This window comes from Zoogloea sp. (assembly GCF_030157465.1).
Classification (GTDB): Bacteria; Pseudomonadota; Gammaproteobacteria; order Burkholderiales; family Rhodocyclaceae; genus Zoogloea.
Map to the genome: position 1 here is coordinate 1 of NZ_JAOAUU010000083.1, position 15,958 is coordinate 15,958.

Annotated in this window: 12 protein-coding genes; 2 read left to right on the forward strand and 10 right to left on the reverse strand. The window is 67.0% G+C overall.

Annotated elements, in window-relative coordinates; translation table 11 throughout:
* Positions 1-319: 319 nt before the first annotated feature.
* The 4 genes from Q1W26_RS11020 to Q1W26_RS11035 form a co-directional block, all read right to left on the reverse strand.
* Positions 320-1,186: a hypothetical protein gene (locus tag Q1W26_RS11020; protein ID WP_300439794.1), complete on the reverse strand. Its 867-nt coding sequence runs from the start codon at positions 1,184-1,186 to the stop codon at positions 320-322.
* A gap of 111 nt (positions 1,187-1,297) precedes the next feature.
* Complete coding sequence (locus Q1W26_RS11025) at positions 1,298-2,311, reverse strand: dihydroorotate dehydrogenase-like protein (RefSeq protein WP_300439797.1); 1,014 nt, start codon at positions 2,309-2,311, stop codon at positions 1,298-1,300.
* Position 2,312: 1 nt separating this feature from the next.
* Positions 2,313-5,894 (reverse strand): pyruvate:ferredoxin (flavodoxin) oxidoreductase, encoded by a 3,582-nt coding sequence (gene nifJ / locus Q1W26_RS11030; RefSeq protein WP_300439800.1) that lies wholly within the window; start codon positions 5,892-5,894, stop codon positions 2,313-2,315.
* Positions 5,895-6,280: 386 nt separating this feature from the next.
* On the reverse strand, positions 6,281-7,336 hold the full coding sequence (locus tag Q1W26_RS11035; RefSeq protein ID WP_300439802.1) for a DnaJ domain-containing protein: 1,056 nt from the start codon (positions 7,334-7,336) through the stop codon (positions 6,281-6,283).
* A 158-nt stretch (positions 7,337-7,494) separates the two neighbouring features.
* On the opposite strand from Q1W26_RS11035, the gene Q1W26_RS11040 reads away from it, so the two are divergent.
* Both Q1W26_RS11040 and Q1W26_RS11045 read left to right on the forward strand, forming a co-directional pair.
* Positions 7,495-8,001 (forward strand): NAD(P)H-dependent oxidoreductase, encoded by a 507-nt coding sequence (locus Q1W26_RS11040; protein ID WP_300439804.1) that lies wholly within the window; start codon positions 7,495-7,497, stop codon positions 7,999-8,001.
* 141 nt (positions 8,002-8,142) lie between these two features.
* Entirely contained in the window at positions 8,143-9,846 is a 1,704-nt protein-coding gene (locus Q1W26_RS11045) for a cation:proton antiporter (RefSeq protein ID WP_300439807.1), read from the forward strand.
* Between the two features lie 18 nt (positions 9,847-9,864).
* Here Q1W26_RS11045 and Q1W26_RS11050 read toward each other — a convergent pair whose 3' ends face one another.
* The 6 genes from Q1W26_RS11050 to Q1W26_RS11075 all read right to left on the reverse strand — a co-directional run bounded on the left by Q1W26_RS11050 (position 9,865) and on the right by Q1W26_RS11075 (position 15,866).
* Entirely contained in the window at positions 9,865-11,127 is a 1,263-nt protein-coding gene (locus Q1W26_RS11050; RefSeq protein ID WP_300439810.1) for an HD domain-containing protein, read from the reverse strand.
* A 323-nt stretch (positions 11,128-11,450) separates the two neighbouring features.
* Positions 11,451-11,837 (reverse strand): c-type cytochrome, encoded by a 387-nt coding sequence (locus Q1W26_RS11055; protein ID WP_300439813.1) that lies wholly within the window; start codon positions 11,835-11,837, stop codon positions 11,451-11,453.
* 14 nt (positions 11,838-11,851) lie between these two features.
* Complete coding sequence (locus tag Q1W26_RS11060; protein ID WP_300439815.1) at positions 11,852-13,225, reverse strand: cytochrome C; 1,374 nt, start codon at positions 13,223-13,225, stop codon at positions 11,852-11,854.
* Between the two features lie 40 nt (positions 13,226-13,265).
* A complete protein-coding gene (locus Q1W26_RS11065) occupies positions 13,266-13,856 on the reverse strand; it encodes a cytochrome b (RefSeq protein ID WP_300439816.1) in 591 nt (196 codons plus the stop codon).
* A gap of 95 nt (positions 13,857-13,951) precedes the next feature.
* On the reverse strand, positions 13,952-15,334 hold the full coding sequence (locus Q1W26_RS11070) for a sensor histidine kinase (RefSeq protein ID WP_300439818.1): 1,383 nt from the start codon (positions 15,332-15,334) through the stop codon (positions 13,952-13,954).
* Positions 15,318-15,866 carry a winged helix-turn-helix domain-containing protein gene (locus Q1W26_RS11075; protein WP_300439821.1) on the reverse strand — a complete coding sequence of 183 codons (549 nt, stop codon included), beginning with the start codon at positions 15,864-15,866 and terminating at the stop codon, positions 15,318-15,320. Before Q1W26_RS11075 ends, Q1W26_RS11070 begins: the two co-directional genes overlap by 17 nt.
* Positions 15,867-15,958: the final 92 nt, after the last annotated feature.

Sequence of the window (15,958 nt, forward strand, 5' to 3'; positions counted from 1 at the left end):
CGACCGGTGAAGCCGGGTCGCCTTCTTTGCCTCCTTTCTTGGCGAAGCAAGAAAGGAGGTCGCCCGCCGGGGCGAGACCCGGCCGATCTAACGTCACACACAGGAAAGCCGCCCAGGAAGGTCTCAGGTTGGCGCCGGCAGGCCTGCCAGACTCGGAAAGCCTTACCTATCGCGGGGAAAACGCTTTCCACCGAACATAGCCATTGAAATCGCCCCTGCACAGACACAACAACGCACCTGCTCCCAACGCAAAGACTCCACAGGTAGTGGAGCCAGAACCTTGCACAAAGACAGCCGGCTTACGGCAGCGGGAACACGGCTATCCGGCGTAATTACGCAGCACCTCGGCAAAGCGCGGCGCCACCTCGGGCGAAGCACCCAGAAAGAGTTCCGGCTCGATGAGTTCAAGCTCCATCACCGCCGGCTGGCCGTCCGGCAGGCGCACCAGATCGACGCGGGCATAGGTGGTGGGCGCCGGCGTGGCGGCCAGTGCGCGGGTGGCCAGCTCCAGCTCGTCGGCGGCCGGCGTCCAGGCGTGCACCGTGCCACCGTGCATCTCCTGCACCCGAAAATCGCCCGCCGCGGGTTGCTTGCGGATGGCGTGGGAAAAATTGCCGCCGAAATAAACCAGCGACACCTCGCCGTCGTGGGCCACGCTGGCCACAAAGGGCTGAACCATCACGTCACCGTCGGCCAGCAGCGCCACCAGATGCGCCTGGCAGGCCGGGTCGCGGGCTTCGGCACGCAGCGCGCCGATGGCGCCGATCGACACCGCCGGCTTCACGACCACCTCGCCCCAGCCGGTTTCGAGCAAACGCGCCACGCCGTCCGCCGCGCCCTGGTCGAGCCACAGGGTCGGCACCGTCGGAATGCCCCCGGCGGACAGTTCGCGCAGATAGGCCTTGTGGCTGTTCCACTCGATGACCGCGTAGGGGTTCACAAAGGCGGTGAGCTTGCTCGTGCGCTCGGCCCAGGCCAGAAATTCGGGCAGACGCAGAAAATAATCCCAGGGCGTGCGCACCACCACCAGCGGGTAGGCCGCCCAGTCCTCCGGGCTGTCCCACGGGGCAACCACGGCTTCGATGCCGATGCGGTCAAGGGCGTCGACGAGAAAATGGGTTTCCGGGTCCGGCGTGGCCATCGCGGCACCGCCGGTCACCAGGACGATACGGGTTGTGGCTTCCATGAAAATCCTTGCGTGGGCACATTTGAAAGGCGCCCATTTTATCTGCACCCCAAAGGCACAACGCCAGTCGAAAAGACTGGCGTCGAGCTGAGCGGGACGTGGAAAGCGCGCCTAACGCCACACCCCCGGCCGGGGCGTGAAGCTGTCCAGCACGCGAATGTAGCTCTGGCGGGCCAGCGCGCTGGGGTCGCGCAGCTTGTTCAGGCACATGCTGCCCTTGAGCTGGGCAACCGATTCGTATTCGCGCTCGACCATCCAGGCCTCGATGCCCTCGAGGATCTGGCTCAGCCGGGCCGGGCCGTGCTCTAGCAGGCAGGACGCCAGATGCACCACGTCGGCCCCGGCCAGCAGCAGCTTGAGGGCTTCTTCGTGGCCATAGACGCCGCCGGTAGCCGCCAGCGTCATGGGAGTCTGGCCGCGCAGAATGGCGATCCAGCGGATGCGCAGGAGCGCTTCCTCGCGGGTGGATAGCTGCAGGTGCTCGACCATCTCAAGCCCGTCGAGATCGATGTCGGGCTGGAAGAAGCGGTTGAACAGCGACACCCCATTGGCGCCGCTCAATTCCAGGCGCCGCACGAAATGCGGCAGCGACGAGAAGAAGGGCGGCAGCTTCATGATGATGGGCACGCTCACCACCTGCTTCAGCTCGGTCAGCAGCACCAGGTAGCGGGCCTCCACGTCGTCGCCGCTCTCGGCCGGGTTGGCGGCCACGTGGTAGACGTTGAGCTCCAGCGCGTCGGCGCCGGCAGCCTGCATCTCCTTGCCCAGATCGACCCAGCCGGACGGCGTGACGCCGTTGAGGCTGGCAATGACCGGGATAGCCAGCCGCGCCTTCACCTTGCGCAGGTGATCGAGATATTGGTCGATGCTGCTTTCGTACTTGCCGTGGTCGGGCATGAAGCCGGCCGACTCGCCGTCGTGCAGCTCGGCATGAAGCAAAAAGCGTTCGGCCATCGCGTCTTCGGCGATCAGCTCTTCCTCGTAAAACGAATGCAGCACGATCGCGGCCGCACCGGCGTCTTCAAGGCGCAGCACGGTGTCGAGCTGCTTGCACAGCGGCGAGGACGAGGGAACCAGCGGGTTCTTGAGCTTGAGCCCCAGGTAGTCGGTAGTCAGATCGATCATTTCAGCTCTCCTTGGGCGCAGCGGGGGCGTGGGCGGCGGCGATTTCCTGGTAGCCCTTGTAGCGCCGGTCGGCATCTTTCTGGGCCTGGGCAACGAGGCGTTCGGCGGCGTCCGGATGGCTCCGGGCCAGCATCGCAAAGCGGGTTTCGCTGTCCATGAAAGCCTTGATGCTCTGCGTCGGCGGCGCCGAATCCAGCCGGAAGGGGTTGCCGCCGGCTTCTTCCACCCGCGGGTCGTAGCGGAACAGCGGCCAGTGGCCGGATTTCACCGCCATGTCTTGTTGGCGCTGGTTGTAGAGCATGTCCACGCCGTGGGCGATGCACGGGCTGTAGGCCACGATCAGCGACGGGCCGGCGTGACTTTCGGCTTCGTGGAAGGCCTTGAGGGTGTGCACGTCCTTGGCGCCGTAGGCCACGGTGGCCACATAAACGTGGCCGTAATCCGAGGCGATGCGGGCCAGATCCTTCTTGGCCGTGGTCTTGCCGCCAGCCGAGAACTTGGCCACGGCCCCCAGCGGTGTGGCCTTGGAAGTCTGGCCGCCGGTGTTGGAATACACCTCGGTGTCGAGCACCAGGATATTCACGTCGTAACTCAGCGCCAGGATGTGATCCAGGCCGCCGTAGCCGATGTCGTAGGCCCAGCCGTCACCGCCGATGATCCACACCGAGCGGCGCACCAGCCATTCGGCCAGCGAGGCCAGCTCCTGCGCCCGCGGATGGCGGCTGGCGGCCAGCTTTTGCAGGAGCGCGGCCACGCGTTCGCGCTGGGCGCGGATACCGGCCTCCTGGCGCTGGTCGGCGCCCACCAGGGCCTGCGCCAGATCACCACCGATTTCGGCTTCCATTTCCTGGGTGAGCTGCATGGCGTAGCTCATCAGCTGATCGGACGCCAGACGCATGCCCAGGCCGAACTCGGCGTTATCTTCGAACAGCGAATTCGACCAGGCCGGGCCGCGGCCGGCGCCGTTCACCGTGTAGGGCGTGCTGGGCAGATTGGCGCCGTAGATCGACGAGCAGCCGGTGGCATTGGCCACCAGCATGCGGTCGCCGAAGAGCTGGGTGGCCAGCCGGATGTAGGGCGTTTCGCCGCAGCCGGCGCAGGCGCCCGAGAACTCGAACAGCGGGTCGAGCAACATGGCGCCGGGAATGGTGCCGTGCTTGAGCAGGCTGCGATCGAAGTCGGGCAGCTTGAGGAAGAAGTCGAAGTTCTCGCGCTCGGCCTCACGCAGCGGCGCCAGCGGGGCCATGTTCACGGCCAGGCGGCTGATGTTGGTCTTGTCGTGGATCGGGCAGGCTTCGACGCAGTCGCCGCAGCCGGTGCAATCCTCCGGCGCCACCTGGTAGCTGATGTGCGTGCCGGCCGGAAAATCCTTGCTCTTGGCGGGCACGTGCTTGAAGGTGATGGGCGCCTCAATGGCCGCCTCGGCCGGGAAGGCGCGGGCGCGGATCGCCGAGTGCGGGCACACAAAAACGCACTTGCCGCACTGGGTGCACAGATCCGATTCCCACACCGGGATTTCCAGCCCGATGTTGCGCTTCTCAAATTTGGCGGTGCCGGTGGTGAAGGTGCCATCCACGGGCATCGCCGACACCGGCAGGCTGTTGCCTTCGCCGCGGTAGATGGGCAGCGTGAAGTCGCGAACATGCGCGGGCGCGTCGGCCGGCACGGCCGGGGCCACGAAGATCGGCGCGGCGCCGTCGTCCGAAAGGCCGGCCAGCGGCACTTCGTGCAGGTTGGCAAGGGTCACGTCGATGGCGCGGTGGTTGAGGTCGGCCAGGCGCTTGCTCTTCTTGCCGTAGGTCTTGTCCACGGCCTTCTTGATCGCGGCGATGGCTTCATCGCGGGGCAGGATGCCGGAAATGGCAAAGAAGCAGGTTTGCATGATGGTGTTGATGCGCCGCCCCATGCCCGCATCCTGCGCCACCTTGTAGGCGTCGATCACCCACAGCTTGAGGCCTTTGGCCACGATGCCGGCGCGCATGGCGGCGGGCAGACCGGCCCACACCGCATCGGCGGCTTCCGGCGTGTTGAGCAGGAAAACCCCGCCCGGCGCCGCGTGGGCCAGCAGATCGTAGCGCTCCACAAAAACCGGCTGGTGACAGGCCACGAAGCCGGCCATGCCCTCTTCCACCAGGTAGCTGGAGCGGATGTTCGAATCGCCGAAGCGCAGGTGCGACACCGTGACCGCGCCGGATTTCTTCGAGTCATACACGAAGTAGCCCTGGGCCTGGAGCCCGGTGGATTCGCCGACGATCTTGATCGAGTTCTTGTTGGCCGACACGGTGCCGTCGGCGCCAAGGCCCCAGAACACCGCGTGCTGCTGGCGGCGCGAGGCGTCCGAGCGAAAGGCCGCGTCCCAGGCCAGCGACAGGTGGGTCACGTCATCGACGATGCCCACGGTGAATTGGCGCCTGGGCTGTGCCGCCGCCAGCTGGTCGAACACCGCGGCCACCATGCCCGGCGTGAATTCCTTGCTGGCGAGGCCAAAGCGCCCGCCGATCACGCGCGGCATGCTGCGGGTGCCGTCGGCGGCGGCTTCGGCAAGCGCCGTCACCACATCCTTGTAGAGCGGCTCGCCCTCGGAGCCGGGCTCCTTGCAACGGTCGAGCACGGCGATGGCTCTGGCGGTGGCGGGAATCGCCTCCAGCAGGGCCGCGCTTGCCAGCGGGCGAAACAGGCGCATCTTGACGAGGCCCACCTTCTCGCCGCGGGCCACGAGGTGCTCCACGGTCTCTTCGACCGTTTCGGCCGCCGAACCCATCACCACGATCACGCGCTCGGCATCCGGCGCGCCCACGTAATCAAACAGGCGGTAGTGCCGGCCGGTGAGTTCGCCGAAGCGGTCCATCGCCGTCTGCACGATGGCCGGGAAGGCATCGTAAAACGGGTTGGCGCGCTCGCGGGACTGGAAGAACACGTCCGGGTTCTGGGCCGTGCCGCGCAAAACGGGGTGCTCGGGCGACAGCGCGCGGGCGCGGTGGGCGGCCACCAGCGTGTCGTCGATCATCGCGCGCACGGTTTCGGTTTCGACGGCGACGATCTTGGCCACTTCGTGCGAGGTGCGGAAACCGTCGAAAAAGTGGATCACCGGAATGCGCCCGGCCAGCGTGGCGGCCTGGGCGATCAGCGCCATGTCCTGGGCTTCCTGCACCGAATTGCTGGCCAAGAGCGCACAGCCGGTGGCACGGCAGGCCATCACGTCGGAGTGATCGCCAAAGATCGACAGCGCGTGGGTGGCCAGCGCCCGGGCGGCCACGTGGAGCACGAAGGGCGTGAGCTCGCCGGCCATCTTGTACAGATTGGGAATGAACAGCAGCAGGCCCTGGCTGGCCGTGAAGCTGGTGCCCAGCGCGCCCGAGGTGAGGGCTCCGTGCAGCGCACCGGCGGCGCCGCCTTCCGACTGCATTTCGATGATCTTGGGAACGACGCCCCACAGGTTGGGCTTGCCCTGGGCCGCCCATTCGTCGGCCCATTCGCCCATGTTCGACGAGGGTGTGATCGGGTAGATGGCCACCACCTCGCTACCGAGGTAGGCCATCCGCGCGGCGGCTTCGTTGCCGTCGAGATTGAGATACGTCGTCATTGCGGCTCCCTGCTGAAACGGATGGCAGATGCGCGGCGGGAAGCCCTGGCTTCGTCACCGGCCCTGCCTGTTGGAATGGGATTTGACCGGAGCACCCGCGACGCGGGAGCGCTCCTCTTGCAAGAACGGGCGCTGCGCCGCAAAAAAACGTCGCTGCCAGCCCTCAGCCGTGAACCTGCCCGCGGCGGGCGGGTTTCACTCTGACTGCCCCGCCCCGAGCGGGGCGGGAGGGCATGACTCGATCCGTTTTCCATTTTGACCCGAACCGTTTTCGGGTGTGTGCAGCGCAACAATGGCATCGATCATACGACCGGGATGTCAGGCGCGTTGTTGACGTGGCGCAACAAACCGCAGGCTCGGGCGCCCCACCGGCGCGTGATTTCAGCTCAGCCGCGGGAGATGACACGGATCTGCCAGCGCAAATCGTCGCATTCCGCCTCCAGGCGGGCCCGCATTTCGGCAAATTCCCCGGCCCAGCTTTCGCGGTGAAAAGCCTGGCGGTATTGCGGATCCAGGCGTGCGTTCTGGCCCTCGAGAATCAGCTCGGTCACTTCGTCCACGAGCGCATCCAGCTGCCGGCGCAAGGCATCGCCGCTATCCGCCTGCGCGCTGCCCCTGGCACCGCCGGGCCCGTGATCCAGCTCACGGCACAAGGCCAGCAGCGCAGGCAGGTCGGCGCTGCGATAAGCCTGCTGAACGCGCAGGAAGATCGCGCCGGCCCCGGCCTTGTCGGCGTCGGCGACGCGGTCGGGGTGGCAGCGCATGGCGGCACTGCGGTAGTGCTGCTTGAGTTCGGCCCGCGTCGCTTCGTCGAGCGCCTGCAGGGCATCGCCTTCTTCGGCCGGATGCATGCGGCAGGCCTCGTGTTCGGCCGCCGCCTCGCGGGCCGCCCGGGCGTCCGCCTCGGTGCCGCTGCGCGCGGCTTTCAGGAGCAGGTATTCAAGGCGCAGCCCCAGGCAGGTTTCAAGCGTCGAACCCAGGGCTTCGTACTGGGCGATATGAAAGGCCAGCATGGCCTCGTCCAGTTGCGCCTTGCGCGCCAGCAGGTCGCGCCTGCGGACTTCGATGGCTGCAATTTTCTGGCGCAGGGCTTCGGTCTCGGGATCGTCGCGGACCTGCAGCGGCGCGGGCTCCGGCTGCACGCTGGCGGCCTTGCTGCGCCCCTTGCCCGCAGCCGGCCTGGCGGCTTTTGAAGGTTTGGCCGCCTCCGGGTGCGGTGTTTCGGGCAGCACGGGCTCCGGGCTTTCGACAGGCGGCGTCACGCCCGGTGCGGCAGCGATCACGTCCGGCGCGGCAACCTCGGCTTGCGGCGCATCGCTCGCGGCCGGGTCCACGGCGGGCGGCTGCGGCGTTTCTTCCGCCTGCGTCCTCGCCCGCCGCTGCTGGCCGACGCTGTCGCCAAACGCGCGGCTCCAGGCTGAAAAAATCTGAATGATGCCCATCTCGCCCTCCAGGACTTTCCGGCGCCGGCACGTCGCCTTTGCCGATGCTCACCCCGAAAAGATTACGTTTGTAATCGGGCGGCCCGAATTAACCTGCAACATTGACCGGCCGCCCCTCGCCCACTAGGCTCGAAGCATCCCCAGCGCAGATCGAGATCATGACAGACACTTCGCGCAAAACCCTGCTGCTCGTCTATCACTCCTGGACCGGCGCCACCGAGCAGATGATCCAGGCCGTGGCCCGCGGCGCCGCCAGCGAGCCGGACGTTGCCGTGCGCCTGCTGCGCGCCCCCGACGCCGGCCCCGACGATCTGCTCGCGGCCGACGGCTACATCTTCGCCACCCCGGAGAACCTGGCCGCCATTGCCGGGCTGATGAAGGATTTCTTCGACCGCAGCTATTACGGCGCCCTCGACCGCATCAACGGCCGCCCCTACGCAAGCCTGATCTGCGCCGGCAGCGACGGCAGCAACGCGGCGCGCCAGATCGCCCGCATCGCCACCGGCTGGCGCCTGCGCGAAATCGCCCCACCGCTGATCATCTGCACCCATGCCCAGACGACGGAAGCCATCCTGGCCCCCAAAACGGTGCCCGCCTCCGAACTCGAAAAAGGCGAGGAACTGGGCGCCGCCTTTGCCACCGGGCTTGGAATGGGCGCGTTCTGACACTTCATAGCATAAAATGTGCCCGGCGCTGAAACTGTTGGCCTGACACAGCGTCAAACCGCTTCAGCCGCGTAGATAAAAGCGCATCCCCGAGGGGGTCCAAAGCCCGCCCTGCCCGACCAATACAAGGTTTGTCCATCGATGCCTCACAACGTTTCCCTCATCGCCCTCGTTGCCGCCGGGCTTGGTCTTGCCATGATCCTGGGGCTCGTTGCCTCGCGCCTGCGCATGCCACCGCTGGTCGGTTACCTGCTGGCCGGCGTGATGATCGGGCCGGGCACACCGGGCTTCGTGGCCGACATGGCACTGGCCGGACAGCTGGCCGAAATCGGGGTGATGCTGCTGATGTTCGGCGTCGGCCTGCATTTCTCGCTGGACGACCTGCTGGCGGTACGCCGGATCGCCGTGCCAGGCGCCGTCGTGCAGATTGCGGTGGCCACCGCGCTCGGCGCCATCACGGCCATCGGCTGGGGCTGGCCGATCGGCGAGGCGGTGGTCTTCGGGCTGGCCCTGTCGGTGGCCAGCACCGTGGTGCTGCTGCGCGCGCTGGAGGCCAGGGGCATTCTCGAATCGACCAACGGCCGCATCGCGGTGGGCTGGCTGGTGGTCGAAGACCTGGCGATGGTGCTGGTGCTGGTGCTGCTGCCGGCACTGGCCCCGCTGCTTGGCGCCCGGGATGCCGGCCCCACGGCCGACATGCAGGCCCTCGCCCTCACCGTCGGCCTCACCCTCGCCAAGGTGTCGGCCTTCATCGCGCTGATGCTGGTCGTGGGCCGGCGGGCCTTTCCGCGCCTGCTGTGGCTGGTGGCACGCACCGGCTCGCGGGAGCTGTTCACGCTGTGCGTGATCTCGGCCGCGGTGGGCGTCGCCTACGCCTCGGCGCTGCTGTTTGACGTGTCCTTCGCGCTGGGCGCTTTCTTTGCCGGCATGATGATGCGCGAATCCGAGTTCAGCCACCGGGCGGCCGAAGATTCGCTGCCCCTTCGCGACGCCTTCTCGGTGCTGTTCTTCGTGTCGGTGGGCATGCTCTTCGATCCGACGGTGCTGGTCGAATCGCCCGTCAAGGTGGCGGTGGTCGTGGCGATCATCCTGGTTGGCAAAACACTGGCCGCCATCGCCCTCGTGCTGGCCTTCCGCTACCCGCTCAACACCGCGCTGACGGTGGGCGCGAGCCTTGCGCAGATCGGCGAGTTCTCGTTCATCCTCGCAGGGCTGGGGCTGTCCCTCGGCCTCCTGAGCCTTGAAGGCCAGAACCTGATCCTTGCCGGCGCGCTGATTTCCATCGCCCTCAACGCACTCGTCTTCGCGGCCATCGAGCCCGCCCAGGCCTGGGCGCGGGCCAATTCGGCCTGGGCCCGCAAGCTCGACCTGCGCGACGACCACCTCGCCGCGCTGCCCATGTCCACCGACCGCAAGCTGCTGTCGGGCCAGGTGGTGATCGTCGGCTACGGCCGCATCGGCCGCCACATCGCGGCCACCCTCGAACAGCGCAATGTTCCGTACATCATTGCCGACAGCAACCGCGAAGTGGTGGAAAGCCTGCGTGCCGCCGGCAAGGCCGCCGTCACCGGCGACGCCTCCGACCCCATCGTCCTCGTCCAGGCCCACATCACCCGCGCGGCAATGCTGGTCGTCACCACCCCCGACGCCCTGGCCAGCCGCCAGATGGTGGACATCGCCCGCAAGCTCAACCCGGAAATCGAAACGGTGCTGCGCTCGGACAGCGAGGACGGAGCCGAACTTTTGCGCCGCGACAAGCTGGGCGAGGTGTTCGTGGGCGAACAGGAACTCGCCAAGGGCATGGCGGGCTATGTGGCCCAGCGGCTCCCGGCGCGGGCGGCATGAGCGCCACCCGCTGCGGCCTTACTGAACGCCCGCGACCGGGTTTTCCGGCAGGGCGGTGAACTTCGGGCAGGCAGCGTGCCGGGCTCCCGGCAGCTCGGCCAGCAGCACATCGACGATGCTGGCGTCCACGCGGCCGGCGGCGGAGAGATCACGCATGAAAGTGGTGACTTCGGCGTCGCTCAGGCCCTGCCGGTAGGGCCGGATCTGCACCATGGCCTGAAAGATGTCGGCAACGCGCAGGATGCGGGCTTCCAGCGGCATGGCGTCGGCCTTGAGGTGGAAGGGGTAGCCACTGCCGTCGGGTTCTTCGTGGTGGTAGGCGGCCCAGCGGGTGATTTCCTCAAAGCCGTGGATGTTGCGCAGGATCTGGAAGGTTTCGTAGCTGTGGGTGTTGATGATCTTGCGTTCGCGGTTGTCGAGGCGACCCGGCTTGTCGAGGATTTCGTCGGGGACGCGCAGCTTGCCCAGATCGTGGAGCAGGCCGGCGATTTCGAGCTTCTCGCAGTTTTCGGCGCTGACGCCGAGGCGCTCGGCCAGAAAGCGGGCCAGCCGCGAGACGCCGACCGAATGCTCGGCGGTGAAGGGGCTCTTGGCATCCACGATGCGGGCAAAGATCACCGCCAGCCGCTTCAGATCCCCCGTGGTGGCCGGGGAGTCGCTGCACCGGGCCTGCAGATCGTTGAGGTAAGCCTGGATCGCGCGGGGTTCGAGCATCAGCCAGAAGGCTTCGGTGCGCGAAGCCTCGAGGTAAAGATCCACCAGCTCGGGCGAGAAATAGGTGCCGGCGTGCCCGGATATCTTGCCGCGGATTTCGTCGGTGAAGAGCAGCAGCGAGTTGTCGGCGTAATGGGGTGCGGCAAGGGCATCCACCCGGTCGACGAGATAGATCAGGTTGGCCTGGCGCCGGATTTCGGGCGGCAGGCCGGTTTGCACCAGGTTTTCCCAGCGGGTGTGGTGATAGCGCACCGGCAGCGCCATCGGCCTGAAGGGCTCGAAGCTCTTGAGCAGCGCGTAGCCCACCTCGCAATGCACCTGGGAGCCATCCCAGTCGAACATTTCGACAAGATGGCTGTGGGTGCGGGTGGACGACACGCCGATGTCGTGGAGCATGCCGAGATCGAACAGGAAGGACGTGTCGCACTCGGCCAGCCCCTCGACCCGCCCGCATTCGGCAGCCATGATGCCGACCCGCTTGCCGTGGGCCACATCGTCCACGCCCACCAGATCGAGGGCGTCCGACAGGGCGTAGATGACGTGGCGAAGATTGGCGTCGATACTCATTGGGATCACCCCGGAGTGTGGTGAAGAGTCACAGGACAAGTATAGAAGCCTTGCCGGACACAGCAGTCGACCTGGCTCAAACTCAAAGCAATCACGGCGGCTGGACGCAGGCTTGAGGCGCTTTTTCCGGACGCCGCCCAGGGCCAGTTTCGTAGGTCTTGTTAGCGCAGCGTAACGCGACACCATCCTTAACATCGATGGCCTCAGCTGACGCTGGGGTGTCGCGTTACGCTGCGCTAACACGACCTACCGAACCAAAAAAACAAGTACGGCACCCGCTCAGGGGTGCCGTTTTTCAGTCCACTGCAGCGGCGCCTGGCGGGTCAGTGCAGCGTGGCGAGATAGGCCAGCAGATCGGCCCTCTCGGTGGCGCTGGCAAGGCCGTCGTATTTCATCTTGCCGCCGGGCACGAGCTTTTTGGGCGCCGTGATGTAGGCGTCGAGCCTGTCCGGCGTCCAGGTGATGCCACTGGCCTTGAGCGGGTCCGAGTAGGTCGCGTCCGCAATACTGGCGGCCTTGCGGCCGACGACGGCGAACATGCTCGGGCCTTTCTTGTTCTTGCCTTCGCGAACGCTATGGCATTCGGCGCATTCGGTGGCAAAGACATCCTTGCCCGCCTCCACGTTGCCGGCGGCACGGGCCTGGAAGCTCAGGCTGACGGCCAGCAACGCGAAGAGCAGCGCCGGCTTCAAACGGATACCCGGTTTCATCGTGGCGCCTTTCATCAGAACGAGGTCCAGGCGAAGAGGAACAGGGTGTTGTTGTCCTTCGCGTTGCGGCCGTTGCCGTCGTAGTCGGTCTTGGCGCCGTTGTACTTGGTGTACATCGTGTACTGGGCACCCAGGCGCAGGTTGGCCCACGGGGTGCCCCACGAAGCGTCCTTGCCCCACGGCGTGAAGTCGCCCTGCACGATGTAGCCGGAGCTGTTGGGCGAGCCCTTGGCAAAGCCGTCGTAAACAATGGCGTCGGAGGTGCCAGTGGTCAGGAAACGGCCGATGGTGGCGCCCCAGGTCTGGTCGTAGTGGTAGGACGCGTTGAGCTTGAACTCGTTGAGCCGGCCCTTGAGGTTGGCGGACTCACCCGCGTCAAAGAGCTGGTTGAGCGTCTGGCGCTCGCGGATGAAGCTGGTGTTCACCGTGCCCACGTGTTTGCGCGTGCCGAGGAACTGGTAAGAGGCATCGACGCCGAGATCGTTGAACTTGTTGCTCCCCGGCGCATTGCGGTCCGGCTGGACGGTGGTGTTGAAACCGAACATGCCGACGTTGAAGGCCTGCTTCTTCAGATCCTGGAACACGGCCAGACGCCAGTAGTTGGTGCCGCCCCCCAGGCGGCCCGGATCGTCGGCACGGCCGGCGCCGAGCTTGCTCTGCATCGACGGCGACAGGCTGCGGTAGGTGCCCAGCTCGGCATACAGCAGGTTGTTCCAGAAGGTGTAGGCCGACAGGCCGGCGACGCGCTGCTCCAGCCCGCCGTTGATCATGGTGCCGGCGCCGCCGAGGCCGAAGCCGAGCGCCGACGAGGTGTAGGGGAAGCCCCACACCGGCATGGTGCTGAACGGATCCTGCACGCCCGGGTTGTTGTTGAGGCTCAGGCCGACGATGGTTTCCTTGCCGGCAATCTCCAGCGTGTGAGCGGCGCGGATATCCACCTGGTCGAGGGCGGAGCTGCGGCCGACGCCGTCGTAGGTGGCCTGGATGAAGGCGCCGATCTTCTCGGTGAGCCGGCCGGCGAGGAACAGGGAGACTTCGTCCAGGGCCAGGTTCTTGTTGACGCTGGCATTCTCGGCCGGGCGCTCGGCCTGATTCTTCTTCGTCTGGGTGTAGGAGCCGACAATCATCGCCGACAGGGGCACCTTGCCCTCCTTGCCGTCGGTTTCGGTGTAGCCGCCCAGCTTGAACTTGATGCCGTAGGGCGTGAGCTGTGGGCCGAAGGCGCCCACGTGGCAGGAGGCGCAGTCGGCGCCGGTCTGGCGGGCAAAGCTGGGCACGGCATGGGCCGCCGGTGCGGCGGCAAACAGGCCGAGCGCGGCGAGCGCGCAGGTGCCGGCACGCCGGAGAGTGGACAGGCGGGTGCGCCGTCCGGGCTTGAGCGGATTCATGGTGGTCCTTTTGTAGCTATCGAAAAAATCGGGCGGGTGATCAGCGACGGGCCAGCCAGGCCGGGAGCATGGCCCGGAGCACGTTGTCGCGTTTGACGAAGTGGTGGAACAGCGCCGCGGCGGCATGCAGGCCGACCAGGGCAAGCAGCAGCCAGGCGCCGGCTTCGTGGTATTCGGCGAAGCTGTCGCCCAGGTCTTCGTCCTCTTCCACCAGCGGCGGCAGGGTGACGAGACCGAAAAAGCCCACCGGCTTGCCGTTGGCGCTGGACAAGGCCCAGCCGATCAGCGGCAGCGCAAACAGCAGCGCGTAAAGCCCGAGGTGGGTGGTTTCGGCGGCAAGGCGGGCCAGGGGCGACATCGGCGCGCTCGAGGGCAGCGGGCGCTTTGCCAGACGCACGCCGATGCGCACGACCGCCAACAGCGCAATGGCCAGGCCGAGGCTGCGGTGAAGATTGATCAGGACGGCGCGGACGGCTTTTTCCTCGATGCCTTCGCGCACGAAGGCGATGCCGACCACCAGCGCGATCAGGATCAGCGTGGCCCAGTGCAGGAAAATCAGCGGCGCCGGACGACGCACGCCCGCGCTGGAAAATGAATGCGCAACGGCGCTTGAATCAGAACGTGCGTGCATGGCCGGGTAACCCGCGGAAGGTGGAGACGCGCGGACCTTAGCGCCGGCAAGCCTTCAATTGCCTGACAATGCCGATTGATTCAGGCTTGCCGGATTCAGCCCGGCGGCGGAAAGACCACCCGGAAGCAGCTCCCGCGGCCCTCCGCGCCGGCTTCGACTTCCACCCTGGCGGCGTGACGCTCGGCCACTTCCCGGACGATCGCGAGCCCCAGGCCGGTGCCCTCCCCGCCACGGCCGGCCACCCGGTAAAAGCGCTCGAAGATGCGTCCGCGCTCGGCCTCCGGAATGCCGGGGCCGTTGTCCTCGACCTCGACAAAGGCGCCGCCTGCCTTGTCGCAACCGCAGCGCACCGTCACCCGGCCGCCGTCGGGGGTGTAGGCGATGGCGTTATCCACGAGGTTGGCGATCATCTCGCGCAGCATCCAGCGGGAACCCTCCACCGTGGCCGGAGCGGTTTCGAAGCCGAGATCGATACCCTTGGCCAGGGCGCCGTCGAGCAGATCGGACGCGGCTTCTTCGAGGAGGCCGGCAAGCGCGACAGGGCGATGGTCGCTGATCAGCGCCCCTTCCGACGAGGAGCGCGCCAGCGCCAGCATCTGGTGGGTGAAGTGCACCAGCCGGCGGGTCGAATCGGAGAGGCGCTTGAGGCGCGGACGGCTTTCCGGCGGTAATTCCGCGGTGGCCAGTTCGAGCTGGGTCTGCAGCCCGGCCAGCGGCGTGCGCAACTGGTGGGCCGCGTTGGACAGAAAAGCCTGCTGGGCCCGGCCAGCCGTGTCCAGGTGGCCCATCAGGCGGTTGATGGCGCGCACCAGCGGGCCGGCCTCGCCGGGCACGTCGGCCTCGGCAAGCAGGCTGAAATCCCCGGGGCCGCGCCGGGCGATGCGCTCGCCCAGGGCGTCCAGCGGGCGCAATGCAAAGCGCACGCCGAAGTACACCAGCAGCAGCGCCGCGGCGATCAGCAGCAGGTTGGGCCAGGCGATCGCCATCAGGATCTGACGCGCCGCGCGGGTGCGTTTGACGGTCGTCTCGGCCACGATCACGGTGGCCGAGAGGGTCGGGCTTTCGTATCTGAAACTGGCGGTGCGCACCGTCTGGCCGCCAAGCTGCGCGTCGTCCAGCACCGCCTGGTTGGCTACCCGGGGCCGGGGCAGCTCCATCAGCTCCGCATCCCCCGCGACCCGTTTGCCCTTGTCGTCAAAGACCACGTACTGAACCGTGTCGTGGGGGTCGGAGCGCAGGATTTCGTCAGCCGCCGGCGGCACGTCCACCTCGATGTCCTTGTCGTCGTCGTCCCGCTCCAGACGCGTGACGAGGGCGATGGCAGTGCGGGCAAGGGCATTGTCATAGGCCTCGCCGGCAATCCCGAGGGCCGAGCGGTAATCGGCCACCATGCTGGCGCCGAGCAGCACCAGCAGCGGCCACGAGATGAAGAGCAGCAGCCGGTGGCGCAGCGTGCGGACGTCAGGGCGCCGGGGCATCGCCCGCCTCCACTTCCACGCGATAGCCGATGCCGCGCACGGTGCGGATGCCCACCCCGCTGCCGGCCAGTTTTGTGCGCAGGCGCGAGACGTAGATCTCGACCGCGTTGGGGGTGATCTCCTTGTCCCACTGGCTCAGGCTGTCGGCCAGCTTTTGCTTGGCCACCACCCGCGGCACGGCAATCACCAGCTGTTCGAGCACGTTCCATTCGCGCCCGGTGAGTTCGAGCGCCACGGCGCCCAGCATGGCGCTGTGGCGCTGCACGTCGAGGGACAAGGGCCCCACGGCCAGCACCAGGCTGGCCGCGGCGCGGCTGCGGCGAATCAGCGCCCGCACGCGCGCCAGGAGTTCGGGCAGCAGGAAGGGCTTGACCAGGTAATCGTCGCCGCCCACGTCGAGCCCGACGACCCGGTCATCCAGCCCGTCGCGGGCGGTGAGGATCAGCACCGGGGTGAGCACGCCGCGCCGCCGTACCCGGCGGATCAGTTCAAGTCCGTCGATGCCGGGCAGACCGATATCCACGATGGCCAGATCGTAGGCGGTAAGGCCGAGGGCGCCTTCGGCCGGCTAAGAAGAACTGAGATATTCACCCAGCAGTGGGCGCGATAAATCCGGGATTTAGT